This window comes from Chryseobacterium sp. T16E-39 (assembly GCF_002216065.1).
Lineage (GTDB): Bacteria > Bacteroidota > Bacteroidia > Flavobacteriales > Weeksellaceae > Chryseobacterium.
Genome location: NZ_CP022282.1, coordinates 2456605 through 2482438 on the forward strand (window position 1 = coordinate 2456605; position 25834 = coordinate 2482438).

General features: G+C 34.0%; 17 protein-coding genes. 7 read left to right on the forward strand and 10 right to left on the reverse strand.

Translation table 11 applies throughout. The features are described 5' to 3' along the window. Positions 1-48 precede the first annotated feature (48 nt). From CEY12_RS11105 to CEY12_RS11125, 5 genes are all read right to left on the reverse strand, one after another. Positions 49-495: a lipocalin family protein gene (locus CEY12_RS11105; protein WP_089027758.1), complete on the reverse strand. Its 447-nt coding sequence runs from the start codon at positions 493-495 to the stop codon at positions 49-51. A 41-nt stretch (positions 496-536) separates the two neighbouring features. Then, positions 537-1997, reverse strand: a complete 1461-nt coding sequence (locus CEY12_RS11110; protein ID WP_089027759.1) for a SusD/RagB family nutrient-binding outer membrane lipoprotein — start codon at positions 1995-1997, stop codon at positions 537-539. Between the two features lie 3 nt (positions 1998-2000). Continuing rightward, complete coding sequence (locus CEY12_RS11115) at positions 2001-4961, reverse strand: SusC/RagA family TonB-linked outer membrane protein (RefSeq protein ID WP_089027760.1); 2961 nt, start codon at positions 4959-4961, stop codon at positions 2001-2003. 493 nt (positions 4962-5454) lie between these two features. Continuing rightward, positions 5455-7041: a SusD/RagB family nutrient-binding outer membrane lipoprotein gene (locus tag CEY12_RS11120; RefSeq protein WP_089027761.1), complete on the reverse strand. Its 1587-nt coding sequence runs from the start codon at positions 7039-7041 to the stop codon at positions 5455-5457. Between the two features lie 14 nt (positions 7042-7055). Further along, complete coding sequence (locus CEY12_RS11125) at positions 7056-10085, reverse strand: SusC/RagA family TonB-linked outer membrane protein (protein WP_089027762.1); 3030 nt, start codon at positions 10083-10085, stop codon at positions 7056-7058. A gap of 829 nt (positions 10086-10914) precedes the next feature. Between CEY12_RS11125 and CEY12_RS11130 the strand changes: the two genes are divergently transcribed. Beyond that, positions 10915-11499 (forward strand): ribonuclease HII, encoded by a 585-nt coding sequence (locus CEY12_RS11130; protein ID WP_089027763.1) that lies wholly within the window; start codon positions 10915-10917, stop codon positions 11497-11499. 71 nt (positions 11500-11570) lie between these two features. On the opposite strand, the gene yidC is transcribed toward CEY12_RS11130, so the two are convergent. From yidC to CEY12_RS11150, 4 genes are all read right to left on the reverse strand, one after another. Beyond that, entirely contained in the window at positions 11571-13370 is a 1800-nt protein-coding gene (gene yidC, locus CEY12_RS11135) for a membrane protein insertase YidC (RefSeq protein ID WP_089027764.1), read from the reverse strand. A gap of 192 nt (positions 13371-13562) precedes the next feature. Continuing rightward, positions 13563-15170, reverse strand: coding sequence for a CTP synthase (locus CEY12_RS11140; protein WP_089027765.1), 1608 nt, complete (start codon positions 15168-15170; stop codon positions 13563-13565). 126 nt (positions 15171-15296) lie between these two features. Next, on the reverse strand, positions 15297-15863 hold the full coding sequence (locus CEY12_RS11145) for a YceI family protein (protein WP_089027766.1): 567 nt from the start codon (positions 15861-15863) through the stop codon (positions 15297-15299). Positions 15864-15925: 62 nt separating this feature from the next. Then, entirely contained in the window at positions 15926-16330 is a 405-nt protein-coding gene (locus tag CEY12_RS11150; protein ID WP_089027767.1) for a hypothetical protein, read from the reverse strand. A gap of 60 nt (positions 16331-16390) precedes the next feature. On the opposite strand from CEY12_RS11150, the gene radA reads away from it, so the two are divergent. From radA to CEY12_RS11170, 4 genes are all read left to right on the forward strand, one after another. Then, positions 16391-17740, forward strand: coding sequence for a DNA repair protein RadA (radA, locus tag CEY12_RS11155; protein WP_089027768.1), 1350 nt, complete (start codon positions 16391-16393; stop codon positions 17738-17740). A gap of 15 nt (positions 17741-17755) precedes the next feature. Then, positions 17756-18865: a helix-turn-helix domain-containing protein gene (locus tag CEY12_RS11160; RefSeq protein WP_089027769.1), complete on the forward strand. Its 1110-nt coding sequence runs from the start codon at positions 17756-17758 to the stop codon at positions 18863-18865. Between the two features lie 135 nt (positions 18866-19000). Beyond that, complete coding sequence (locus tag CEY12_RS11165) at positions 19001-20545, forward strand: zinc-dependent metalloprotease (RefSeq protein ID WP_089027770.1); 1545 nt, start codon at positions 19001-19003, stop codon at positions 20543-20545. Between the two features lie 80 nt (positions 20546-20625). Beyond that, positions 20626-21219 carry an ACP phosphodiesterase gene (locus CEY12_RS11170; protein ID WP_089027771.1) on the forward strand — a complete coding sequence of 198 codons (594 nt, stop codon included), beginning with the start codon at positions 20626-20628 and terminating at the stop codon, positions 21217-21219. Between the two features lie 1010 nt (positions 21220-22229). On the opposite strand, the gene CEY12_RS11175 is transcribed toward CEY12_RS11170, so the two are convergent. Beyond that, positions 22230-22730 (reverse strand): DUF6702 family protein, encoded by a 501-nt coding sequence (locus CEY12_RS11175; protein ID WP_089027772.1) that lies wholly within the window; start codon positions 22728-22730, stop codon positions 22230-22232. A gap of 67 nt (positions 22731-22797) precedes the next feature. Here CEY12_RS11175 and CEY12_RS11180 point away from each other — a divergent pair, with 67 nt between their 5' ends. Next, positions 22798-23376 (forward strand): HupE/UreJ family protein, encoded by a 579-nt coding sequence (locus tag CEY12_RS11180; RefSeq protein ID WP_089027773.1) that lies wholly within the window; start codon positions 22798-22800, stop codon positions 23374-23376. A gap of 66 nt (positions 23377-23442) precedes the next feature. Beyond that, positions 23443-25815: a M1 family metallopeptidase gene (locus tag CEY12_RS11185; protein ID WP_089027774.1), complete on the forward strand. Its 2373-nt coding sequence runs from the start codon at positions 23443-23445 to the stop codon at positions 25813-25815. Positions 25816-25834 lie beyond the last annotated feature (19 nt).

A 25834-nucleotide genomic window follows, 5' to 3' on the forward strand; every position in this document is an offset into this window, starting at 1 on the left:
AGGTCGGAATTAAATTCCGACCCTATTGATTTTATTGAAAAATAAATATCATTGCTTGATAAAAATTAAAACAGCTTCATCATTTCCAGGTACAGTATCCAGATTTTTAGAATTATCATATATTCTAAGTTCAGTACTGGAAAATGAGTCAATCTCTTTTTTTAGAGTTTTAACTGTCCCCCCTTCATTATAAGTAAGGGTAAGGGTACTGTAAAGATTATCAAATGTCCATTTACCAACAAAAGAATCAAACTTAGTACAAGTTTCAGAAGTGGAAAGTCCATATCTTTCATATACCCCGGAAAAATCTCCATTGATTAATAGTTGGCCTTTCAGTTCACAATCATTTACCATGTAAGTCTTACCTCTAAATTCATATTTATAAGGTTTCCAGTTTCCATTGACATTTACATTCTCAACAACATTATTATTATCATTATCACTAGAGCATGAAATAATAGTCACCAAAAGAAAAAAGCTTATTAAAAATTTCATAAAAAAATATTTATTTTTTCTAAACAAAAATGTTTAGTACATTAAAATTTGTCCCAAAATATCTTTGTTGATACTTTATCACCTCCAATTTTCGCAGCCGCAGCTTTTACGTTAGTGGAATTTAAAAGATACTCCTGATCAGAATAAAACATTCTTACCGGTACAGACTCAACTAATGATCCTGAAGGATTTACAAACTTAGGGAAATCTAATCTTCTTGTGAAATTCCATGCCTGGAAGCCTTTATTAAACATAGCAACCCAAGCCTGCTCACCTATCGATTTTTTCCAATTAACCGCATCATAAGGATGTGCAGCTATAAATGCCGCAGCTTGTCCAGCATTCACATTATATTCATCCATTGAAGCCTGAATTGCCTGAGGATATAAAGCTGCAGCACTAGCACCTACACTAAACCCTCTGGCAGCCGCCTCTGTCTTCAAAAACATAATTTCAGAATAGTCTAGTAAAAACCCTTGTGCATTCTCTCCTGAAATAACATTCGTAAAGTGAGAATATTGGTTAAATACGTTTTGATCGCCATATACTCCACCAACATAAGCATTGGAAACAGTTGTAAACCAAACAGCTCTCCTTGGATCATTATTCGTATTCATAAAATTAACCAGGACATCTGAAGGTAAAAAGTCATTTCTACCCGACTGTATAACATCCTGATAAACAGGGTTTGACAATAACCCTGAAGGGAATGTCTGTAATCCAAAGTTATCTAGCTTATCTGTGAATAATCCACCATTGTAAGCCGCTTCTGCATAGGTTTTTGCAAGTGCGGGCTCTACATCAGCTAGTGCGATTGCCAGCCTAAATTTTAAAGAATTTCCCATCTTTTTCCATTTAAGCATGTCCCCCTTGTAAATCAGATCTTTTTCATAACCAGTCCCAGCAGTATTAATCAATGCTAATGCTGCATCAATCCTTTTAACAAGATCTAAATAAATGACTTTAGCATCATCATAAGGAATTTCAGCATTGCCAGGGTTTTCGGCAGTAGCCTTTAATGCTCCAAAATAAGGAACATCTCCATATGTATCAACCAAATTAGCCCAAGCATACACATTAACCAATTCTATCATCGCTATGCTATTATTTTTTTGAATTGGTGTCACCGATTCTCCATCTAAGAATCTTCTAGCATCTCTTAATGCTGACAGAACTCCCGGAGAATTAATCGTTGCTGAAGCAGATGCCATAATACGGTTATAATGATTTCTAGGAATTGGCCTAGCAGTCATATTATAATTTGTTTCATCAGGATAGGTTGTTTCCGACCATTGCTGCGTAAAAAATCTGCTGATATTACGGTTAACATTTACGTTTAATACCTGATCAAGAAGTGCATGTTCCGCACTTGCAAAAAGTACTCCTGAAGGCACTTCTGTTGGGTGTTTTGGATCTTCATTCAGAGAAGTAATATCCCTTTCACACGAATTTAAAATTAGTGCTAATGAAGCCAAACCTATGCTTAAAAATATTTTTTTCATTTTTTAGAATTTTAAAGTTATATCTATTCCAATATCACGAGTTGTAGGAAGCGATCCTATAGACTGGCCTTTAGCTGCAAGACCGTTACCTGTTCCTGTTTCCGGATCAGCATAAGGTAAATTCTTGTGAATGATCCAAAGGTTTCTTCCTACAATTGAAATTTTTGCATCCTGAATACCAGTATTAGCCAGATATGATTTTGGTAAATTATATCCTATACTCGCTTCTCTTAATTTCACATAAGATGCATCATAAACAAATCGTTTGTTTGGCATAGCGTTATATCCATCTACACGTCCACTAATTCCTGGACTAGATGTAGGAGTAGTATTTACTTGTCCATTTGGATTTACCCCTGGATAAACAACTCCACTTTCTCTATAATCTGCGGTCTCTTCATATAACCCTGTTGATATACCATATCCCATGTCAGGAGAAAATACATCTCCTCCTTTCTTAACATCAATAAGGAAGCTAAATGAGAAATCTTTATAACGGAAACTGTTTCTTACACCTCCAACCCAGTCTGGTGTAATATTCCCTATCACCTGATTGCTATTTTTAAGATATCTACCTGTAGTAGCATTAACTACTTTTTGTCCATTAGCATCATACACATAATCCGATCCTACTAAAGCACCAAATGCTTCTCCGACACGTGCATTAAGTGATACTCCATTCTGATAACCTGCTAATAGATAATTTTGGGAATTTCCATTTAATGAAATTACTTCATTTTCATTTTTAGACCAGTTTACATCGATGTCCCATTTGAAATTTTCTGTTTTAAATGGTGTTCCATTTAACTGTACTTCGATACCTTTATTATTAACCTGTCCAGCATTTACCAGGAATGTTCTGTAACCTGTAGCAGAAGACACTGGTAAATTAATAATTTGGTCGATTGTTCTTGTTTTATAAATTGCAACATCAAATCCTAATCTGTTTTTCAAAAATTGAGCCTCCATACCAAATTCTGTCTCTTTTGATCTTTGCGGCTTTAAATTCGGATTAGCAAGGAAGAAAGGCTGGTCAAATAATCCTTCACCTCTTGCTTTGAATGTATTTACCAATCTATAATTTGTTGTAGAAGAACCTACTTCCGCGTAATTCCCTCTTATTTTCCAGAAGCTCAGCCAGTCCTGTTTCACAAATTCAGAAAGAATTAAAGATCCTGTCACTGAATAATAGTCATAATTATTATTCTTCTTAGGAAGATTGGAACTTTGGTCCATTCTATACGTTCCGTCTACATATAAGAAATTTTTATATCCAAATGATGCTGTTGCATAAATACTTGAAGTAACAAATTTCTGATAAGTTTCATCAGGAGGAAGTATTGTTCTTACCGAGTTTGATATTGCGAATAATCCTGGTTTGGAAAGTCCACCTTCTGTAGTAGCAAAAACATTATCAATTAAATTCCTTCTAACGTTTCCTCCAACAATACCACTCACATTCAAGTCAGGGGTAATATCAAATTTATAATTAGCAAATAAATCAAAGTTGATCTCTGTGTTTTTAACATTTGTTCTTGAATATCCAGAACCTACGTTAAGTCCTGACGCTCCGAAAACCTGAGGTAATGATCCATTCATTAACCTTTCCTCAATTACCATCTGCAAATCGTCATAAGACAACTTACCTGTGATTCCAAAATTTTTGGAAACATCATACTTTAACTGAGCGTAACTAAAAATTCTTGTTCTGTCATCCGACTGATAACTCTGATATCTTTGGAAATATGGATTGTTCCAATATTGAGGAGTTCCATCATCTGCTGATGTTCTGTTCCATGAAAAATTGCTATTTCCATTATTCTGATATGCATTTCTCAATGCAATAACATCAACGTTGGTTTGCCACCACTGTCTGAAACCTGAAACGATATTGTCAGAATAACCTGTTTCATTTCTACCTCTGGTACCTTGTAAAGTTAGAGTTGTAAAAACTGAAGCATGTAACTTTTCAGTGAAGTCATGATTAAATTTAGCTGAAATCGTATTCTTTCTAAGCTCTGAATTAGGCATTAAACCATTAGAAAGCATATTGGAATATGACAAGGATAGATTAGAAGTCTTGTTCCCTTTTTCAAGCGTCAGCGTATTTACATAAGTAATTGGATGATCAAAGAATTTAATCGGTCCATTTTTAGCAGCTACCCAAGGTGTTGCTTTTTTATAATTAGGGGATGAGGGATCATAAGAATCCCACTGATACACCAAAAGATTTGGATCAAATTTAGGACCATACGATGCATCATCAACAAAGTTAGCGTAATTGTGTCCATCTGGGTTAGCAGGCTCATTCCATGAATTACCTCCATAACCTGCACCATATTTAGTTTGGTATTTAGGGAAAGTAGATTTATCAATGAAACCAGCTGTAATTCCTGAGTTTATTGTTACACCCCAGGTACCATCATCTTTACCTTTTCCACTTTTTGTAACGATCAGGATAACCCCGTCACTACCTCTTTCTCCATATAATGCAGATGCAGCTGCTCCTTTTAAGACGTTTACAGATTCGATATCTTCCTGATTAATATCAGATAAAAAGTTACCATAGTCAAATATCGACCCTGCTACTGTATTATTATTTACTGGAGAACCATCGATTACAATAAGTGGAGAACCTCCGGATAAGGATTTATATCCTCTGATCAAAAGGTTAGCTGATCCACCAAAGTTATTATTTGTATTAACCTGCAAACCGGCAACTTTACCAGAAAGAAGCGAGGCAACATTCCCTGTGTTTGTAGTTCCGCCAGTTAATGCCTCAGCCTTTATTTCTTCAGAGGCATAACCAAGAGATTTCTTTTCTCTTTTAATTCCGAGGGCAGTCACAACAACTCCTTCGATGTCCTGTGTTCTTACTGTATCATTCTTCTTTTGCTGTGCATTGGTGATAGCCAAAGAGGACGATAATACAAGTATAAGAACACTTGCTGTTATTTTCTTCATATCAAATTATTTAAGCTTTACAAATTTGTAAAACTTTATTAACAACACAAAAGAAAATTATGAAAATTTAACAATTAGTCAAAATTTATCAAAAAAAGCATTGATAAATTTAATATTTTATGTTAAACATTGAATTTTTAACAAATTAAATGAAATCATAAAGCAAAGTAATTATAAAAATAGAATCAGTCTATTAAACAGGTGTACTACTTCAATACATGGTGACATTTATTCATATTAAACAAAAATAAATAAACACATTAAATTGATTTAAAGCATTTTACATTAAAAAAAATAAACAATATTTCTCTTTCAGTGAATAAAAAAAAATTCAAAATTTAAATTACAATTAAAATACAATGCTATGCATAAATATTTTTTTCTGTTAAAAAACTTAGAAAAAACTCCAGCCACAAGAAAAATACAATAAACATTTCCAAAAAAAAACCGCTCATAAGAGCGGTTCTTTTTAAATATATCAAAATAAATCAATTTAGTTTCTTGCCCAGAATGGCGTATATTGATTTTTGCTAAATACATCGGAATTACTAATTCCAGGAACGTTGCTAGCATTACCAATATATTCTGAAAGAGGATAAATTAGTCTATTAGGTTTTGGATTTGAAGCTACAGTTGCGACAGGTGTTACAGGGAATCCTGTTTTAGTATAATCAAAGAAAGATTGCTCCGGATTAACTCCTGTTAAAGCGATCCATTTCTGAGTCATAATAGCCTCCATTTTGTTTGTATCGGTTCCAGTCCAACCCAATCCTGGTCTTGTTGCTATAGCTGTTAAATAAGCAGGCAACAAAGTAGCATCAGTAACTCCAAAATAAGCATATGATGCTGTAATACCAGCAGTAAAATTAGCATTAGCATTTCCAAAAATTGCAGGATATCTCAAAGCAGCCTCTGCCTGTAAAAACTTAGATTCAGCTCTGGTCATGATACAACCAGATTTAGCAGAAGCTTTAGCAGTGTAATCAGCACTAGAAGTAGGTGTTCCTGTACCAATAGTAATTCCATAAGTAAATCTGGAAACTGAAGTTGGTACACCTGGTTGACCTGGTAAATTTCCTTGTCTAATACCTAGAACTTTTCCACCAATAAGATTAAACATTCTTGATCTTCTTCCATCCGCTACACCAGTGAACTTTTGATAAACAGGACGGGTATCACCTTCTATATTCCCATTTAAAATAAGTGCTTCATGCTCAGAAGCAACATTAATAGAGAAATTTGCTGCGTTATTACCTGAGCTCGTTCTTACATAGAAATTAGTAAATGGATTTTGTTGTGCATCATTCGCAGCAGAATATCCAGGATTTTCCAATACATCCTGATCAATAAATGTAGCACCACTCAATGACGCTAATTTCTGATCTCTATATGTTGCCATAGCACCTGTTACATTTGACATTCTTAACAAATATCTTAGCTTTATTGTATTAGCAAAAGCTTTCCATTTATCTTTATCTCCTCTAAAAACAATATCTCCTGTTGGAGTGTCTCCTGAATTAGAATTTAATAAAACAATAGCAGCTTCCAAATCTGCGATAGAAGCTTTATAAATATCTTCTCCTTTATCATACTTAGGCGTCAAGTTATCTTGACCCTTCCAAGCTTCAGAATAAGGCATATCTCCATACAAATCTGTTAATATCTGTACATAATTTGCCTTCATAATCATTGCCATCGCCTTATGCTGGGTATATTTTTTGACAGGATCATTAAATACAATTATTTGCTGAAAATTTGCAATACCTCTAAAAATACTATCCCAAACATCATTGTAAAATGTATTGGAAACGTTAGGCTTATAATCATCAATAAACGGAGCACCGTACACCAATGAGTTACCTGCAGTTGAATTCATTGCAACACTTGCAAATCGATTAAGTGTCTGAGACTGCTTTGCGTAAGTTGACGTAATACCAACTGGCAACAATTCGTTTGGAGTAACTTTATCAATCCCAACATTATTTGGATCCTCGTTTACATCAAGATATCGATTACACGAAACTGAAGCAAACAACATAGATAAAGATAAAACCGCAGTTGTTAATTTTATATTTTTCATAATTTTTTTAAAGTTTAGAATGTAGCTTTTATGTTAATACCAAAAGATCTTTGAGAAGGATATTGGCCCGCAATAGCAATACCTGCACCGTTACCATTAGTGTAAGAAGTTTCAGGATCAGCATAGTTTCTGTTCTCTTTTGAATACACAAAGAATGGATTTCTTGCAAATAAACCAACTGTAAAACCAGTAACAAAAGTAGATGATAAAACAGATTTTGGAATATCATAAGAAAGTGCAATTTCTCTTACTTTAAATGCAGTTGCATCCAATACCATTGGCTCTCCTAATCTTTGTAAAGACTGAGAACTGAAATATCCGGCAACACCATCATAATCTGCAGTTCCTCCTACAGGAGTTGTGTTAGCAACATATTGTCCACCTACTGATTGAACTGAATTAGGAATTACATATCCTTTAGTTCTGTCGAAGCCAGCAGTATCTTCTGTCATCCCAGCAAATGTAAGGATACTTTTACCTAATGATGCAAATTTACCACCTTTACGGTAATCCATAGTACCAGAAAGAGTAAAGCCTTTATATCTGATAGAAGTATTAAATCCAAGGGTATAATCCGGAGTTACTCTACCCATACTGCTTAAAGTAGTACTTTGCAATGGAACACCATCTGCTCCTACAATAATTCTTCCCTGATCATCTCTTTGGAATGTAGTCGCTTTAATAACCTGTGCATCAGATCCTTTTATTGCAAAAACTCCAAGCCCAACTGTTTGATAAGGAACAGCAAGTGCAACTTCATCAAGACCGTTTGGTAAATCTAATACAGTAGTTCTAGATTTTGCGAAAGAAGCTCTTAAATTCCAAGTGAAGTCCTGAGTCTTAAATGGAGTGATTCCTAAATCAATTTCCATCCCTTTCATTCTTGTTTTCCCAAAGTTATCCTTCAATGTATTAAGCCCTGAAGTATTTGAAACATTCGCATTCGTAATCAAATCTTTTGTATCAGATTGATAAATCGATCCTTCTAAAGTAATACGATCATTGAAGAAACCTAACTGAACATTTAAGTCAAGAGTAGATATAAACTCAGGTTTTATTGCTCTGTTTGTTTGTGAAGCATTTACTCCATAACCTGGCAATCCTGGGAAAGGATATCCACTAGGTATAACACCCACATTGGTAGTATTATAAGGCAACACCGCAGAAGTATTTCCTACTCTTGTGAAACTTGGTGCGATCTTAATATGGTTAAGCACATCACTTTTCAATCCCTCAAATGCTTTTGTAGGGATAAATGAAAGTCCCACAGAGTAATAAGGATATGTTTTATTATGAACTTCTCCATTATAGAAAGTAGACAAAACTGAACTTTGCTCAATTCTAAAAGTTGAGTTCAAAAATAAATAATCTTTATAGGATAAATCTAAGTTGGCAAAACCGGCAACAATTCTTTGTCTTGTTGTACTATTTTCAAAAGCAATATTATCCAATGCCGCTGCACCATTTAGGTTTCCAGGCTGAATTGGATTATTAACATTACGAACATCATACCATCCCGGGACAATTAAATTGGTTCCCCCCATTGATCTTGCCGTTCTGTAGCTATCCTGAATGTTATTACCAATATTTAATTTCAAATTAATATCATTCGTAAGATCATAGTTAAAATTCAACATGATATCTCCGTAATAGCTTCTTGTGCTTACTGTACGACTGATATAATATGAATCATAATTTGCATTTTGCGTGTAATCCTGTATAGTTCCTCCGTCAAATACTAATCCTGAATCATATATCTGAGTTGCTTTAAAGCCATCATCATGGTTATCTGATCTTGAATTATTTAAAAATACGTTACCTGTGTAGGTTAAATTAATATTTTTATTAAAATCATACTGTAATGATAAGATTCCAGATAAATAATCATTAATAGTATTCTGTCTTGTATGTTCTATTTGATAGTATGGATTCTTAGTAAATGCAGACAATCCACCTTCAATACCAGAATTTCTATATTTTCTGATATCGTTCATTGTTGGCATTTGAAGGATATCGTTGTACAGTTCGGAATCAGATTGATTGGTAATCTTGCTAATATAGTTAACAGTACCATCAATTCTTAATTTATCCAATTTTTTACCAGCTTTCAATAAAAAACTATTCTGTCTTAATTTGTCGCCTTCAACTACGAAGTCATTCTCCAACCTGTTAATGGATAACATAGCATAAGAGTCAGCACCTCCACTATTAATAGTAAGTCCGTTTTGGAAAATCACACCATTCTTAAAGAATTTTGAAAAGTGATCTTTTATAGGAGCAAATTTTTCATAAATGAATTTATTATTTGCCTGCGGAAGTCCAGACGGCATCATCTGTCCACCAATAGTTGGGTCGTTGTAAGCCGGCCCCCAAGACATATTTTCGAAAGGCACATAGGTAGCTCCATTATAGTCCGGATCACCAGCACTAAATGCCTGCTCATGTGGATAACCCTTTCCATATTGTTGCTGAACTATAGGAAACTTAAAGGCCTGGGTCATTTGTATTGAAGAAGTCAGAGTAAATTGCATTTTCTCACCTCTAGCTCCTTTTTTAGTAGCTACAATAATAACTCCATTTACCCCTTGCTGCCCATAAAGTGCAGCTCCCTGCAATCCTTTAATAACGTTTACGCTTTCAATAGCCTCTGGTGGTATTTGAGTTAAAACATCAGCAGAAGAAATTACGTTGTCAATAACAACTAAAGCCTGGTTATTACCAGAAATTGATTTATTCCCTCTAATTACAATTCTACTTGTTGCTCCTACACCATTATCTGTTTGTGTGATCTGCAAACCAGACACCTTCCCAGTTAGTGCCTGTACTGCATTCGGAGCTGAAGCCTGGTTCAATTCTTTAGTACCTACTACTTGTTGAGCGTTTGTTATTGCATCAGCTTTTTTCTTAATACCAAGAGCCCCTGTAACAACGACTTCTTCGATATTCTGCGTTCTTACCGTGTCATTCTTTTTTTGTTGTGCATTAGCAACATAAAAAGACGAAGACAACACCACAATTAGAACACTTGTTGTTAATTTCTTCATATTTAAATTGATTATTTTTTTTATTATTGCAAATTTGTAAAACTTTCTTAACAAAACAAAAGAAAATTGTAAAAATTTAACATTTTTTTTATAATCAATAAAATTAAATCACAAATTTTAACACAATTAGTTAAATATCAGTTTTTTAACAAAAATTTCAAAAAAAAAGAAAGATTTAATTAAATTTAATTCAGTTTTTCTAAAAATTGATTTTTTTTATCACTAAAAGCAAAAAAAACTGCTTCAACCCACAAATAAAACACTAGTTTACAGCATATTACAAATTACTTAAATTAACTAACTACACTTATTTATAAGCATAATTATTAATTCCCTACTGTGAGGATAATTTAAAACATCATAAAAGACTCTTTTTTCACCTCATAATTTTCTTAAAAAAGCATAATTTATAAAAAATAACGGTAGAGTTTTTTTGCTAAATATTGACAAATATCCTCTTTAATCCCTTGCTCCTCACATGACTTTAATGAATTTCAAAATACATTTCAACTTTTATATTTTTATAACCTGTTTATTTGCAGTTTTCCTATCATTCAAAATCCAGAAGTATAAATAAGAAAAAGAAAACATCAGCTTAAATTTTGCATAAAAATGACGCCTGTTATCTTTAAACCCAATATTCTCATAAATATCATTAAAACCATTTTCTTAAAACACTACATTTTTTTTAAAATTTAAAAATTTACATATTCTTACAAATTTAACATTACTAATGATTTATTTACATTATCCTATCCCCTAAATAAGCAGCTATTCATTTCATTGAAGTTAATATTTTCATTATTTTTGATGTTTCTTATACTCATTTATGGATTTATTAAAAAGCTGGTCACAGACCTATATTGAGGCAGGATGCGATGAAGTAGGCAGAGGCTGTTTATGTGGTCCTGTAGTAGCTGCAGCTGTAGTTTTAGATCATAATTTTGATCAAAACTTAGTGAACGATTCCAAGAAATTAAGCTTTAAAACCAGAATGGACCTTGATAATTATATTAAGGACAATGTCAAAGATTACGCTATCGCTGAGCTTCCACCGACATTTATTGATTTACATAATATTCTCAATGCAAGTATCCATGCAATGCACAGAGCCCTTGATCAACTAACGATAAAGCCTGAACTGATATTAGTAGATGGAAATAAGTTCCATCCCTATAATTATATTCCCCATCAATGCATTATTAAGGGTGATTCAAAAGTACTTTCAATCGCAGCGGCTTCAATCTTAGCCAAAAATTACAGAGACCAACTCATGATCAATCTGCATGAAGAATTTCCCGAATATGGATGGGATACAAATTTCGGCTACGCAACCAAGAAACACCAAGCAGCACTTATAAAATTCGGTCCAACCAAATACCACAGACAGTCTTTCAGACTTAAATACGATTAAGATAAAGTATAAATAAAAAAGAGAGGTAAATTAAAATTCACCTCTCTTTTTTATTTTATTAATTAATAAGATTATTTTTTCTTATTTCTTTGTTGGTCTTGAACTTTTTGCTGTTCCTGAGCCTTTTCCATCATTTCTCTCATCCTTTTCTGGAATTTACCCTCAGATTTTGGCTTTTCTTTATTCGCCTGAATCTGGGCATGAATCTTTTTCTCATCCAAAATTACATATTTAATAACTAGGATAATTAAAATATTGATTGCATTAGATACGAAATAATACCATGAAAGACCAGATGCTGAAGTATTCAGGAAGAATAGGAAAGTAATAGGGAAGATATACATCAAGACTTTCATATTCGGCATCCCCTCCTGTTGTGGCTGTTGGATATTCCCTGAAGTCATAATCGTATAAATCAAGATTACTATTGTACATGCCAAAGCAAAAATACTTAAATGATCCCCTAAAAACGGAACTTTAAATGGTAATTTAATCAAATCATCATAAGCCGTTAGATCCTTTGCAAACCAGAATCCCTTTCCTCTTAAATCTATAAAGTTAGGGAAGAAACGGAATAATGCATAGAAAATCGGAATCTGAACGACCGCCGGTAAACATCCCGCCATCTGATTTACTCCCGCTTTTCGATAGATCTCCATTGTAGCTTGCTGTTTTTTCATTGGATCCGCATCCTTCAATTTGGCTGTTGCCTCATCTATTTCCGGACGGATCACTCTCATCATTGCACTCAATTTATGTTGTTTATACATAATTGGCGAAAGAATCAACTTAACAATAATTGTCATTATAAAGATTACCCACCCTGCAGTTAATCCCCAAGATGCAATAATATTATACATTGGCATGAAGAAATAACGATTCATTCCTCCAATAAATGACCAGCCTAATGGCAATATTTCATCAAAGTTTTTATCATATGATTTTAACAATGGCAAATCCAAAGGCATAAAATACCAGGTAAAATCCTGGTTCAGTTCATTTCCGGTCATCTGCACAAAACCTTCATAGTTGAATTTCTTCAAATACTCCCCTTCTTCTACAGATTCCTGGTTTCCTTTACTTTGTGTAAATCCATTTTTAGCTTCAATTACTGAAGAAAAGAATTGCTGTTTTACACCGATCCAGTTAAGCGTCTCTTTTTCTTCCTCCATCGTTGTTCTTCCATCATAATCATAGCTCTTATAATTATTAAACGCATATGAAAATTCTGAATGAGACTGTTCCTGGGCTCTACCCTTTTCTAGGTTTCTTACATTATAATTCCATAGGAAATCAGCCTTGGTATCAGAAGTCACCTTAGCCAATCCTTGAGTTCTAACTTTAAAATCTAAAGTATATTTTGAAAGCAATGTATAGATAAACTGAATAACAGCTCCATTATAGTTAGCCGTTAATGTCACAGCATTCCCATTAACTGTCGGAGAAAAAACTAAGTCTTTAGTATTAATAATTTTACCGGTTTTATCTTTAAACTGAAAACCGTAGTTTGAATTATTTTTATTAATTAAATAAAGAGGCAGGTCGGCCTGATCACTTTTGTGATCGTAAGCCTTATATTTTAAAAGCTCTACTTTAGAAACTTGTCCTCCTAAGCTGGAAAATTCCAATTTCAATTCGTTGTTCCCTAAAGTGGAAACCTGAATTGCGTTAGGAGTTACATCTGGATTGATATTACTTGCCTGAGTTTGTTTTACGGCAGTTTTTGCTTGTTCAGTTTTTTGTTGTTGAGTTTTCAACTGCTCCTCTTTCTGCTGTTTATTCTGAAAATAAAACATAAACCCGAAGAGAACCACACATAAAACCGCAAAACTAATCATTTGACTTTTATCGAGTCCGTTGTTCTGTTGCATTTTGATTTTATTAAAATTATTTTTTCACAATCCTTCGCAAAATTCATTATTAAATTCACTCTGGATTTCGAGCTGACAAAAATACTGATTTTTTATCAAAACTCTATCTTTTACTCTATTACAATATAATAAACTCAGGCTGATGATTATCAGCCTGAGTTTATATATGACGTTTATACGATATAAATTGCTTTATTTTTTCTCACAAGCTTTAATAAAAGCTCTGAATAATGGATGTGGTGTTGCCACCGTACTCTTATATTCAGGGTGATACTGTACTCCAACGTAAAATGGATGATCTGTCAATTCAAGCGCCTCAACTAATCCGGTTTCAGGATTAGTTCCTGTTGCAAGGAAACCATTTTTTTCAAATTCCTGTAAATAATCACTATTAAACTCATACCGATGACGGTGTCTTTCAGCAATATTTTTACTTCCGTAGATTTCTGAAAGTTTAGAATGGTTTTTTATAGAACATTTCCAAGAACCAAGACGCATTGTACCTCCTTTATCTACAACATTTTTCTGCTCTTCCATTAATGAAATTACAGGATGCTCTGTAGCTGTATCAAACTCCATGGAATTCGCTTTTGAATATCCAAGAATATTTCTGGCAAATTCAACAGTCATAATCTGCATTCCTAAACAAATTCCCAACATTGGAATTTTATTTTCTCTTGCATATTGCGCTGTAAGAACTTTTCCTTCAATACCTCTATCTCCAAAACCTGGAGCTATAAGAATCCCACTAACGCCTTTTAGTGTTTCTTTTATATTGTCCGGAGTAATATCTCCACTATAAACCCATCTTACTTTCACTTCCGTTTCCAAATCTGCACCGGCATGTTTAAATGCTTCAGCAATAGAAATATAAGAATCCTGAAGAGAAATATACTTACCTACTAAAGCAATTTCAACCGTTCTTTTCGGGTTCTGGAATTTCTTAAGAAAGTTCTTCCAGTCTTTAAGATCAGCTTCTTTATCACTCTTAAGATCCAATCCTTTTAAAACAACATCATCGAAGTTTTGCTTCTGCAAATACATTGGAACTTCATAAATGGTTTCCAAATCTTTACATTCAATAACGTTATCCAAAGGAACATTACAGAACTGAGCTAATTTAGCTCTCTGATCTTTTGGAATTTTATGCTCTGTTCTGCAAACCAAAACATCAGCCATAATTCCGCTTTCCATCAATTGACGAACAGAATGCTGAGATGGCTTAGTTTTTAATTCTCCACTTGAAGCCAGATAAGGCAATAAAGTAAGGTGAATCACCATAGAATTTTTCTCGCCTAACTCCCATTTTAACTGACGAACAGTCTCGATGTAGGGCAGAGATTCAATATCCCCAACAGTACCTCCGATTTCAGTAATAATGATATCGTAGTTCTGCTTGGAAAGCATTTTAATTCTTCGCTTAATTTCGTTAGTAATATGAGGAATTACCTGAACTGTTTTTCCAAGGAAATCTCCTTTTCTTTCTTTTTCAATTACAGTCTGGTAGATTTTCCCTGTGGTAACGTTGTTATTTTGAGAAGTGGGAGCATCCAAGTATCGCTCGTAGTGACCTAAATCCAGATCCGTCTCCGCACCATCTTCGGTTACATAGCATTCTCCGTGTTCATAAGGATTCAATGTTCCTGGGTCAATATTAATATAAGGATCTAGTTTTTGGATCGTTACATTAAAACCGCGTGATTTCAGCAATAGTCCCAGAGAAGCAGAAACGATTCCTTTTCCCAAAGATGAAGTTACACCTCCTGTCACAAAGATGTATTTAGTATTCTTTTTACTCATTAGATTAGGTTTGTGCAAAGTTATGGGAAAAAGAAATACGAGGCAATTTATTTACCAAGAAATAAAAAAAGGTTCCTCAAAATTACTTGAGAAACCTTTGACCAAACCAAATTATATTTAAAAAAATTATTGTTTTATTAATTCAAAATATAAGTTTACATCCACATCTTTTGCTACCCCTGCACCAGTTGGATCATATTTAATATTATAATCAAGACGGTTTACTGTAAATTTTGTCTGGAAACCTAAGACTTCTTTTCCCTGTTGATTTTTAGTAATACCTCCATATGTTAAAGGGATACTTATTTCTTTAGTAACATCTTTGATCGTTAACTTTCCTTTAAGCGTGTAATTATTTTTGTCTTTTACAATTGAAGTTCCTTCAAATTTCATGGTCTGAAATTTCTCAGCATCAAAGAAATCAGCACTTTTCAAATGCTTATCTCTCATTTCAACCCCTGTATTTACAGAACCTGTTATTACACTGAAGTTTAATGTAGCTTTATCCAGATTAGCTCCCGGAGCTGTTATAGTTCCTTCAAATTTATCAAACCTTCCCTGCACAAAACTGATCCCCATATGCTTGATATTGAAATTTACAGAAGAATGCATTGGATCTACATTCCAAGTTGACTGTGCAAAACCGCTAATGCTTAGAAAAGCAAATACAAAAGCGAATAGTATCTTTTTCATAGTAATATATTTTAAAATTATTTTGTTCAAAGGTAAATTGATAAACTGAATAGCATCTTGATCTATGGTAATTTTTTATCTTTTGAAAACGAAATTTTTGAATTAATTAAATCTATAAGGTATATAACCAGTAAAACAATGCCTGAATTCGCATACGTCAATACACTAAAAAAATGATCATCCCTACTACCAAAAGGATTAAAACCCGAAATAATGAGACTAAACAAATAAATGATTTCAAATAAAACAGCTATCCTAATCATCGAATGGTAGCTTTTTTTAAAAATCAATACTGTAATGAAACCAATGACAGATACAATTATACCTTCCATTAGAATCAGAAAAGGAGCCATTCCGTAACTACCACCAGGTAAATTCAAGAGAGATACAATCAGAATACTCATCACAAAATTCAAAAATGTCATGACTCCAAAAATCATGATACTATTTATCAGAATATTTTTCATGAGTGAAAATTAACTAAAATTTGAGAAGTAAAATTCAAAAAAAATTTTGAACTTCGCGGTATGGCAAAACTTAGAACAGCATATTTCTGTCAAAACTGTGGAACCCAGTATTCTCAATGGATGGGACAATGTAAAAATTGTGGGCAATGGAATACTCTTGTTGAAGAAATTGTAGAAAAACCTACCCATAAAAGTCTTCCTTCCTCAAAAAGCAAACAACATGTCATCAATATTGTGGAGGTGGAAGCAATTGAGGAACCCCGAATAAAAACTCCTTCAGAAGAACTTAACCGAGTTTTGGGAGGCGGGATCGTTTTGGGCTCCGTTACTTTAATTGGCGGTGAACCCGGAATTGGAAAATCGACGCTGCTCTTGCAGTTGGCTTTAAAAATGAAAAAAACGGTTTTCTATGTTTCAGGAGAAGAGAGTGCTTCACAAATTAAAATGAGAGCAGACCGTTTATCTGAGATTCAAAATCCAAATTGTTTTCTTTTCACTGAAACTTCGTTAGAAAAAATCCTTCATGAAGCTAAGAAATTAGAACCTGATTTTGTCATCATTGACTCTATTCAAACCCTGCAATCTCAACTGATTGAAAGTTCACCGGGAACTGTTTCTCAAATCAGAGAGTGCTCTAATGAGATCATCAAATATGCTAAGGAAAATAACACACCTGTATTCCTGGTAGGGCACATTACAAAAGACGGACAAATTGCAGGACCAAAAGTATTGGAACATATGGTTGATGTGGTTCTTAACTTTGACGGAGATAGAAATCATCTTTTCAGGTTATTAAGAGCAAATAAAAACCGTTTTGGCTCGACTTCAGAAATCGGCATATACGAAATGATCTCTCAGGGTCTTAAAGAGATTAAAAACCCATCCGAAATTTTAATTACAAAAAAATTTGAGGAACTTTCGGGAAATTCTGTTGCTGTAACTCTGGAAGGAAACCGCCCTATGCTTCTTGAAATCCAGGCACTGGTAAGTACCGCTGTTTATGGAACACCACAAAGAAGCTCTACCGGCTTTGATGCAAAAAGATTAAACATGCTTCTTGCCGTGTTAGAGAAACGCGCAGGCTTCCAATTGGGCTCAAAAGATGTTTTTCTTAATATTACAGGAGGGATAAAAACAGACGATCCGGCTCTAGATTTGGCAGTGGTAGCATCTATTCTTTCTTCCAATGAGGACATCGCCATCTCAGAACATTTTTGCTTTGCTGGTGAAATCGGATTAAGCGGAGAGATCAGACCTGTAGCTCAGGTGGAACAACGAATTTCGGAGGCCGAAAAATTAGGTTATGAAAAAATATTTGTTTCGAATCTGAATAAAATTCCAAAAAGAAAATTCGGGATCAAAATTGAGGAAGTAAGTAAAATCGAGGACTTTCACGAACGAATTTTTTAATAAAAATGTAATTCAATGCCACTAGAAAATATTCAAAAATTTGTCCTTGTGTTGCTTTATGGTGGCTTGACACTGTTTTCATTCACCGTATTAATCAACCCATTGCGGGTGAACAAAAAGGCTAATTTCTTTTTTGGGTTATTTTTATTTTTGTGGTCGAGTTACTGGATATTAAATGTATTGCAATTTTGTAACCTTCCGCCCACCCCACTGTTTGAAAAAGGGGTGTATTCTATACAGATATTAACACCTATATTTTTGTTTTTCAGTGTTGTCTTCTTCATCAATCCTAATTATCATTTCAAAAGAAAAGATATTTTTTGTCTTATTGCCCCTATAGTTTATTGGGTATTACTCATTTGCTCCGATGACAATAAGACCATTTACAGTATCGTAATGCTTATGGCGGTTTCCCACAACCTCCCTTATATTGCGTTAATTTATTTTAAAATAAGAAAACACCAAAAAAGAATAGAAATTATCTCGTCAGACACTGAAAATATAGACCTCCAATGGCTCATTAAACTTAGCTTTCTTCTTTTTACGACAATTATTATAACTGTTGGATACGAACTATTTAACACTTTTGTATATAAGATGCATCAGCATGTGGTCATGGATCTTTTATTTTTGTTCATTGTCTACAGCACTCTATTCTATGTCCTTCGTCAAAAGGAAATCTATCCCATTGATAAAAAACAGCGGGCGGAGTTGTTATCCATCGAATTAGAAAATGACGGAGAAATAATTGAAAAGAAAAAATTAATCCCTGATCAGGAATTTGATATTTTAAAACAAAAATTAATCTCTTTAATGGAAACTGAAAAACCGTTTTTGGATGGTGATCTCAATCTATTGAAGTTATCCGATTTAATTCAAATTAATGCTCATCAACTTTCCTATCTTCTCAACAATGGTTTCAATGAAAACTTTTTCCATTTTGTCAACAAGTACAGAGTAGAGTACGCCAAGCAACTACTAGTAAATGATTCTCATCAAAAACTGTCAATGGTCGGAATTGCATTTGAATCCGGTTTCAATTCTAAAACAGCCTTCAATACCATCTTCAAAAAAATGACAGAAATGACACCCTCTGAATTTAAAAAATCTTACTCACACCAATAGCCCCTATATCAATTTCACCAACAAGAAAGCCATATTATTAAAAATTTCACACAGAATCGTTCTATGTTTTGAAAAAAATTCACCACATGTTGATATTTTGTATACATTTGTATTTCACCACATAAATCACATACAATGAAAACAAAATTCACTATTCTCGTGCTGTTTTGTGCAACACTATTATCTGCACAAAACAAGATCTTCCAAACACCTATTAATGAAAGCAGTTTGAAGAGTAACCAAAAAGTAAGTAGAGAATTAGCTTCTTCTTATTTAGCAACAAAGTACTATTCACAAGCTCCATTTAACCTAAAATCTGATCTGCAAATCAGTCTTCCCAACGGCAAAGAAATTACTGCCAAATTTAGCCGCACCTTGACCTATAGCAATAAGAGCGAATCCTATATCTACACGGTAAACAACGATCCTCAGGCAGAGCTTGTCCTTTCTCAATACGACCGTATTGTAACAGGAATGTATGCTTCAGGTACTGGAGAAAAGGTAATGTTCCATCAGACAGATGCAAATATCTTTGCACTTTCCGAAGTCAGCGACTCAAAAATCCTCAACCAGGATTCAATAGACGATTACATTCTTGACCAACCAGAAATTTCCAGCAATAAAGCAAACTCCAATGTATGCCTATCTTCCACTCCTGTTTGCCCCGCAACAAGAATTGACGTGATGGTCGTATTTACTACTGCAGCTAAAAATGCGTGGGGTGGACTTTCACAAAGCAACTCTTTTGTCGCTACTGCTATCACCAACTTCAATACTGCACTTACCAATTCCGGGGTTTCTAATGTAACCATTAATCTGGTTTATTCCGGCGAGATCTCTTACACAGAATCAGGAAGTTTAAGTACGGATTTACCACGACTAAGAAACAACAATGATGGTTTTATGGATAATGTTCATACTTTAAGAACAACATATGGAGCAGATCTTTGCGCTCTTGTTACCTCAACTCCTACTAATACCTGTGGCCTGGGATATGTTAACACCAGCTCAACCAACTACTCCAGCAGTTCAGGATTCTGTGTAAGCTTATACAATTGTGCTGTCTCCAATTACTCACTAGCCCATGAGCTTGGCCATAATATGGGATTAAGACACGACTGGTATGTTGACAGCAGCACTACTCCTTGTGATCACCACCATGGGTACACCAACAAAAAAGCTATTGACCTGGGAAGCTCAAGCACTTCTTCTCAAAGATGGAGAACAATTATGGCTTACAATGACGAGTGTTCATCAAAAGGATTCAATTGCACCAGAATTAATCGTTGGGCGAATCCGGGTATCAATTACAACAGCGATCCTACAGGAGTTGCTATTGGAAGCACAAAACCAGCAAATGAAGCTTATGGATTTACAAGATTTGCTTGTGTCGTTTCTAATTTCATGCCCGAAACCCAATCTTTCCTGACAACAAAAGAAACACCTCGTGAAGTACAAGAATTCATTCTATATCCTAACCCGGCTAATGACATGATTCAAATTTCAGGCAATAGACCAGGCAAATATTCCTTTAAAGTTTATAACGGTATAGGGCAAAATATAATAACCACCAACGAAAAGACGATTAATCTAAAAGGATTACTATCAGGAGAGTATTTCCTCAATATTTATGATGACAAAAATTCTTTGATAGAAAGTAAAAAGTTTATTGTTAGATAATTTCTTTTAAATAGTTAGTTTATAAACCTTCAAATATCTTAACTTTATTTGAAGGTTTTATTTTTGTAGCCTTTTATCCTATGAATTACCTAGCACATTCTTTTCTTTCTTTCACTGACCAACAAATTGTAGGACAGTTCCTGGAAGACTTTATCCGAAATAAAGACCGCTTTTCATTCCCAAAGGACATTCAGGACGGAATCACTTTACACAGAGCAATTGATACTTATACAGATTCCCATCCCGCCATCCATGAAGCAAAAAAAGTATTCAGCCCTTTGGTAAGATTGTATGCCGGAGCTTTTGTAGATGTATCAATGGATTATTTTCTGGCCACTGATTATAGTCTCAATTCATTACAAGGATGGAAAGAGCATTCGTTAAAAGTATACAGAGTACTCAATGAAAACAAAAAATGGCTTCCCGAAAATTTCAAAAATATGCTGGTAAAAATGGAATCGGATGACTGGCTTTATAATTATCGCGAAGATTGGGGAATAAAATTCAGTATACAAAATGTCCTGAATAAAGCAAAATATTTGGATAAAGACATCCCCGTTTTTAAAGCTTTCTTAGAAAATAAAGATTTCCTTCAGGACTGCTATAATCAATTCTTCCCGGATTTACTCGAACATACAAAAGGGATCAATGCTCTTTTACAAGTTGAAAATTAATTCAATAAAATAAAAAAGTACTTACAGAGTAAGCACTTCATAACCTTCTTTATTTCGCTTAAAATAATTTGATATGAAGATTATTATTTAATAAGTCAATTTTATTGCCAAAATGTTACAAACGAACGCTTGTTAGTTTTAAAAACACCTATATACCTCTATCTCAGAAGAAAAAAATAATCCTGTAAAGCCCTTCCTGCTAAATAAAAAAGCACCTACCGAAGTAAGCGCTCAATATAGTGAATTTGTGTTATTAGAATTTTTAGTGCCTGACTTACCGGATTAAATGGGAACTTTCACGCCGGTAAGTAATAAATTATAATTGTGTTTATTAAAGCCTATTTAATCTCCTATTATGAAGATCAACAATTGTTTTGAATTGGGGCTAGTGTAGCTCTAGTTCATGAAGACTGGATCTATTGCATTGGCAACATTCCCAATACGTCCTTGGCAACCACTAAAACTCCTATTGTAAGGATTATCATCAACGCGAATTTGTTGTATTCAGCCCAATTTGCGTACTTATAACACTGCAAACAGATAAGAAAACGAAGAGAAGGTAACTTTTTCTAATTTTCATATAAAATAATTTTGAGTAGATTATTATTTCCAACAATAAGGAACTAGTGTATTTTTTTCACCCGCATTAATTTCAATAAAAATTAATAAAATATCACATTTTATAAAAATTTAACATTTTAAATCTTATCAAATATAATTATTTTTATTTAAAAAACAAACAAATCTTATAATTATTAACAAATCTTAATAATAATTATTACTCACTATTATAAGATTTAATTTATAATATAAGTTTCCTCTATTCATTTATATTATCAACAATAAATTTTCTAAATAAAATGTTAAAATATAAATTAACTTTTCCTTATATGCTTTCAAAGATAAATAATTTCTATTTATCACACAATGGTGTATTAATTTTTATAATAAAAGTATTTTAAAGAAAAAAAACACCTGTGAAATACAGGTGTTCTTAGTATAAGGTATGATTAAAATTGTTGAAATAAATACCGATTCGGATAACTCAGCTTCTCACTTTTCCTTTCTCCTTTGAGAATGACATGAACAATATTGATCTGATCATCAAATAAATTATACAGAAAACTTACAGCAGCTTCCACTTTCTTTGGCATGTTTACAGGCTCGGTTTCTAAAAAAACATTCACCGATTCACTGTCTTCTTCATAGCCTATATAGTTTATTTTTAAAAATTTACTGTCCGCTTTCAGCTTTAGGTATTCGGTACAATAATTTTTCAAGGCTTCATCTAACTGAAGCTTATACTTGGGATCATTGAAATGAAAAGGTTTATTGTATTTCTTATTCAATGCATTTTCAAGATCGTCCAAAAAAAAACGGCCTGTTACTTCAAATGTTTTTGACTTTGCATTATAATTGATTTCGACAGAACCCACATGATAAGGATGCTTCTCTTTAGTAAAAGAAAACAAAAAAATAACAGGAAGTAGCAATAACCATATACCCTTCATAACCGTAGACTTAATTATTTTCCGAAATTAATCATTATTTTCGTACGCTTTACATTATCACTCTATCATGCAAGATTTTTTATTTTATTTAAAACTAGGCTGGGAACATATCATTTCTTTGGACGCTTTGGATCATCAACTTTTTGTACTGGCATTAATTGCGATCTATTCTTATAAAGATTTGAAAAAAATACTGATCCTAGTCACTGCATTTACGATTGGCCATTCCATTACTCTTGCGTTAAGTATTCTGGATGTGGTGAGAGTTCCATCGGATTGGGTAGAATTTTTAATTCCTTTAACGATCGTACTTACAGCATTGGGAAATATCATCATGAAAAACAAAAAACAGACACTGGATAAAACAAATTATTATCTGGCTTTGATTTTTGGATTAATTCATGGAATGGGATTTGCCAATACAGCAAGAGTGATGATCGCTAAAAGCCAAAGTATTGCGATCCCTCTTTTAGGATTTAATATTGGGCTTGAATTAGGTCAAATCGTGATTGTTTTTGCTATATTAATCCTGCTTTTTATTGCTTTAACCATTTTCAAAATCAACAAAAAGGATTGGGTATTATTTATCTCGTCCGGGGTATTTGCACTGGCATTGAAAATGACTTTAGAAAGAATTCCATTTTAGGCTTTAATGATTGATATATTTTCAACTACTTATTGGTATATTTGAAAATTATTAAACCATTCGGTCATGAAACTAAAAGTAACTGTACTTTCTGTATTCACATTTATAGGTGCGACTGCACAAAACATTCAAAATAATCCGGGAAGCAATCACGGAAATAAATTTGAACAATTAGGAACCATTTTACCTACTCCAAATATTTACAGGACAGCATCCGGATCTCCGGGACAAGGGTACTGGCAAAACAGAGCTGATTATTCTATTTCAGCTTATCTGGATGAGGATAAAAGAAACCTGAAAGGCTCTGAAACGATCACGTATTATAATAATTCTCCTGATGACCTTGATTATATCTGGTTACAGTTGGATGAAAACGAAGCATCCTCTATTAACAAAGCAAATTATGGAGCTTCAACTACTCTTCCCAAAACTTCAAATGATCAACAGTTAAAAGCGACAGAACTTCCTGAAAAAGACAATGGATATGGGGTACATCTTGAAAAGGTAACCGATGCCTCAGGAAATCCTCTACTATATACAGTCAACAAAACGATGATGCGTATCGACCTGCCTAAGGTTTTAAAAAAAGGAGAAAAGCTGATTTTTAAAGTAGACTGGAACTATAATATTACCAACCGAATCAAAATGGGTGGCCGTGGTGGTTATGAGAATTTTCCGGAGGATGGAAACGATCTTTACACCATGACCCAATGGTATCCAAGGATGTGTGTCTACAGTGATTTCCATGGATGGCAGAATCATCAGTTTACAGGAAGGGGAGAATTTGCATTGGTCTTCGGAAATTTTAAAGTATCACTGAACGTTCCATCCGATCACGTTGTAGGAGGAACGGGTGAATGTAAAAATTACGATCAGGTCCTGTCTTCTGACCAGTTAGCCAGATACAAGAAGGCTCAGGGCTCTACTGAACCAATAGAAATAGTAACACTTGACGAAGCTAAGAAAGCTGAAAAAAATAAATCAAAGCAAAGAAAAACCTGGTTATTTGAAGCCAACGATGTAAGAGATTTCGCCTGGACCTCATCAAGAAAATTTGTCTGGGACGGAATGGGGGTTACCATTCCTGAAAACAATAATAAAGTAATGGCTATGAGTTTCTACGGAAAAGAAGCTTATGGATTATACAGAAAATTCTCTACAAGAGCTGTTGCCCATACCATCAAAACTTATTCAGAATTCACAATCCCATACCCTTATCCGGTTGCCCAATCTGTAGAAGCAGCTAATGGAATGGAATATCCTATGATCTGCTTCAACTTTGGAAGAACAGAGAAAGACGGAACTTATTCAGAAGGGGTTAAAAATGGAATGATTGGTGTAGTTATTCATGAAGTAGGACATAATTTCTTTCCGATGATCATTAATTCAGACGAAAGACAATGGACCTGGATGGATGAAGGTCTTAATACCTTCACAGAATATCTTACCGAAGAAAGATGGGATAATAAATTTCCATCGAAACGTGGACCCGCATGGACAATTGTAGATTATATGAAACTTCCTAAAGATCAATTGGAACCGATTATGAGTAATTCTGAAAACATTGTTCAGTTTGGCCCAAATGCCTATTCCAAACCTGCTACAGGATTGAATATTCTTCGTGAAACAATTATGGGCAGAGAACTTTTCGATAAGGCGTACAAAACATATGCTAAACGATGGGCGTTCAAACATCCTGAACCTGCAGATTTTTTCAGAACCATGGAGGACGCAAGTGGCGAGGATCTGGACTGGTTCTGGAGAGGTTGGTTCTACGGAATAGACCCTGTTGATATTGCTATTGATAAAGTTACCATTGGTACACCGGATTTAGATGCCTCTCCAACGGGTAATGAAGTAAAGTATAAAGTAGACAAAGCGTTGGTCAATGATTTTGAAGATATCTCAAAAATAAGAAACAAAGAGGACAAGAATATTACATTCTATGTGGACAAGGATAAGGAGGCTCAGGATTTCTACTATCGTTATGACAGAGGACAGGAAAAAGTAGACAATACAAAAGAACATTCTCTTATAAATGATAACAATACAACTCTGGACAAGAAGGATAAAGAAAAATTCAAAAATATTCAGGGATACCAGATTGACTTTGTCAACAAAGGTGGATTGGTAATGCCAATTATTCTAGAATTTACATTTGAAGACGGAACTAAATTATATGACAAATCCTCTGCTCAGATCTGGAGACTCAATGAACAAAAAGTTTCCAAAACTTACTATTTTGAAAAGAAATTAAAATCTATTCAACTGGATCCAATGCGGGAAACTGCAGATATTGACACCTCAAATAACTTCTGGAGCAATGATGGAAGTAACGCACAGACATCAAAATTCCAAGTATTCAAGCAAAAACATGAAAATATAAGAGGCGGAGCCAGTGGAAAAGTAAATCCGATGCAAGCTGCAGAGAAAAAATAAATCACAATTAAAACCGCCT

Coding starts and splice junctions, on each gene's coding strand:
- CEY12_RS11165 (WP_089027770.1), top strand. CDS start 19,001: ATGAAAACAAAATTCACTATTCTCGTGCTGTTTTGTGCAACACTATTA.
- CEY12_RS11170 (WP_089027771.1), top strand. CDS start 20,626: ATGAATTACCTAGCACATTCTTTTCTTTCTTTCACTGACCAACAAATT.
- CEY12_RS11160 (WP_089027769.1), top strand. CDS start 17,756: ATGCCACTAGAAAATATTCAAAAATTTGTCCTTGTGTTGCTTTATGGT.
- CEY12_RS11130 (WP_089027763.1), top strand. CDS start 10,915: ATGGATTTATTAAAAAGCTGGTCACAGACCTATATTGAGGCAGGATGC.
- CEY12_RS11125 (WP_089027762.1), bottom strand. CDS start 10,085: ATGAAGAAATTAACAACAAGTGTTCTAATTGTGGTGTTGTCTTCGTCT.
- CEY12_RS11185 (WP_089027774.1), top strand. CDS start 23,443: ATGAAACTAAAAGTAACTGTACTTTCTGTATTCACATTTATAGGTGCG.
- CEY12_RS11175 (WP_089027772.1), bottom strand. CDS start 22,730: ATGAAGGGTATATGGTTATTGCTACTTCCTGTTATTTTTTTGTTTTCT.
- CEY12_RS11110 (WP_089027759.1), bottom strand. CDS start 1,997: ATGAAAAAAATATTTTTAAGCATAGGTTTGGCTTCATTAGCACTAATT.
- CEY12_RS11145 (WP_089027766.1), bottom strand. CDS start 15,863: ATGAAAAAGATACTATTCGCTTTTGTATTTGCTTTTCTAAGCATTAGC.
- CEY12_RS11180 (WP_089027773.1), top strand. CDS start 22,798: ATGCAAGATTTTTTATTTTATTTAAAACTAGGCTGGGAACATATCATT.
- CEY12_RS11140 (WP_089027765.1), bottom strand. CDS start 15,170: ATGAGTAAAAAGAATACTAAATACATCTTTGTGACAGGAGGTGTAACT.
- CEY12_RS11120 (WP_089027761.1), bottom strand. CDS start 7,041: ATGAAAAATATAAAATTAACAACTGCGGTTTTATCTTTATCTATGTTG.
- CEY12_RS11150 (WP_089027767.1), bottom strand. CDS start 16,330: ATGAAAAATATTCTGATAAATAGTATCATGATTTTTGGAGTCATGACA.
- yidC (WP_089027764.1), bottom strand. CDS start 13,370: ATGCAACAGAACAACGGACTCGATAAAAGTCAAATGATTAGTTTTGCG.
- CEY12_RS11115 (WP_089027760.1), bottom strand. CDS start 4,961: ATGAAGAAAATAACAGCAAGTGTTCTTATACTTGTATTATCGTCCTCT.
- radA (WP_089027768.1), top strand. CDS start 16,391: ATGGCAAAACTTAGAACAGCATATTTCTGTCAAAACTGTGGAACCCAG.
- CEY12_RS11105 (WP_089027758.1), bottom strand. CDS start 495: ATGAAATTTTTAATAAGCTTTTTTCTTTTGGTGACTATTATTTCATGC.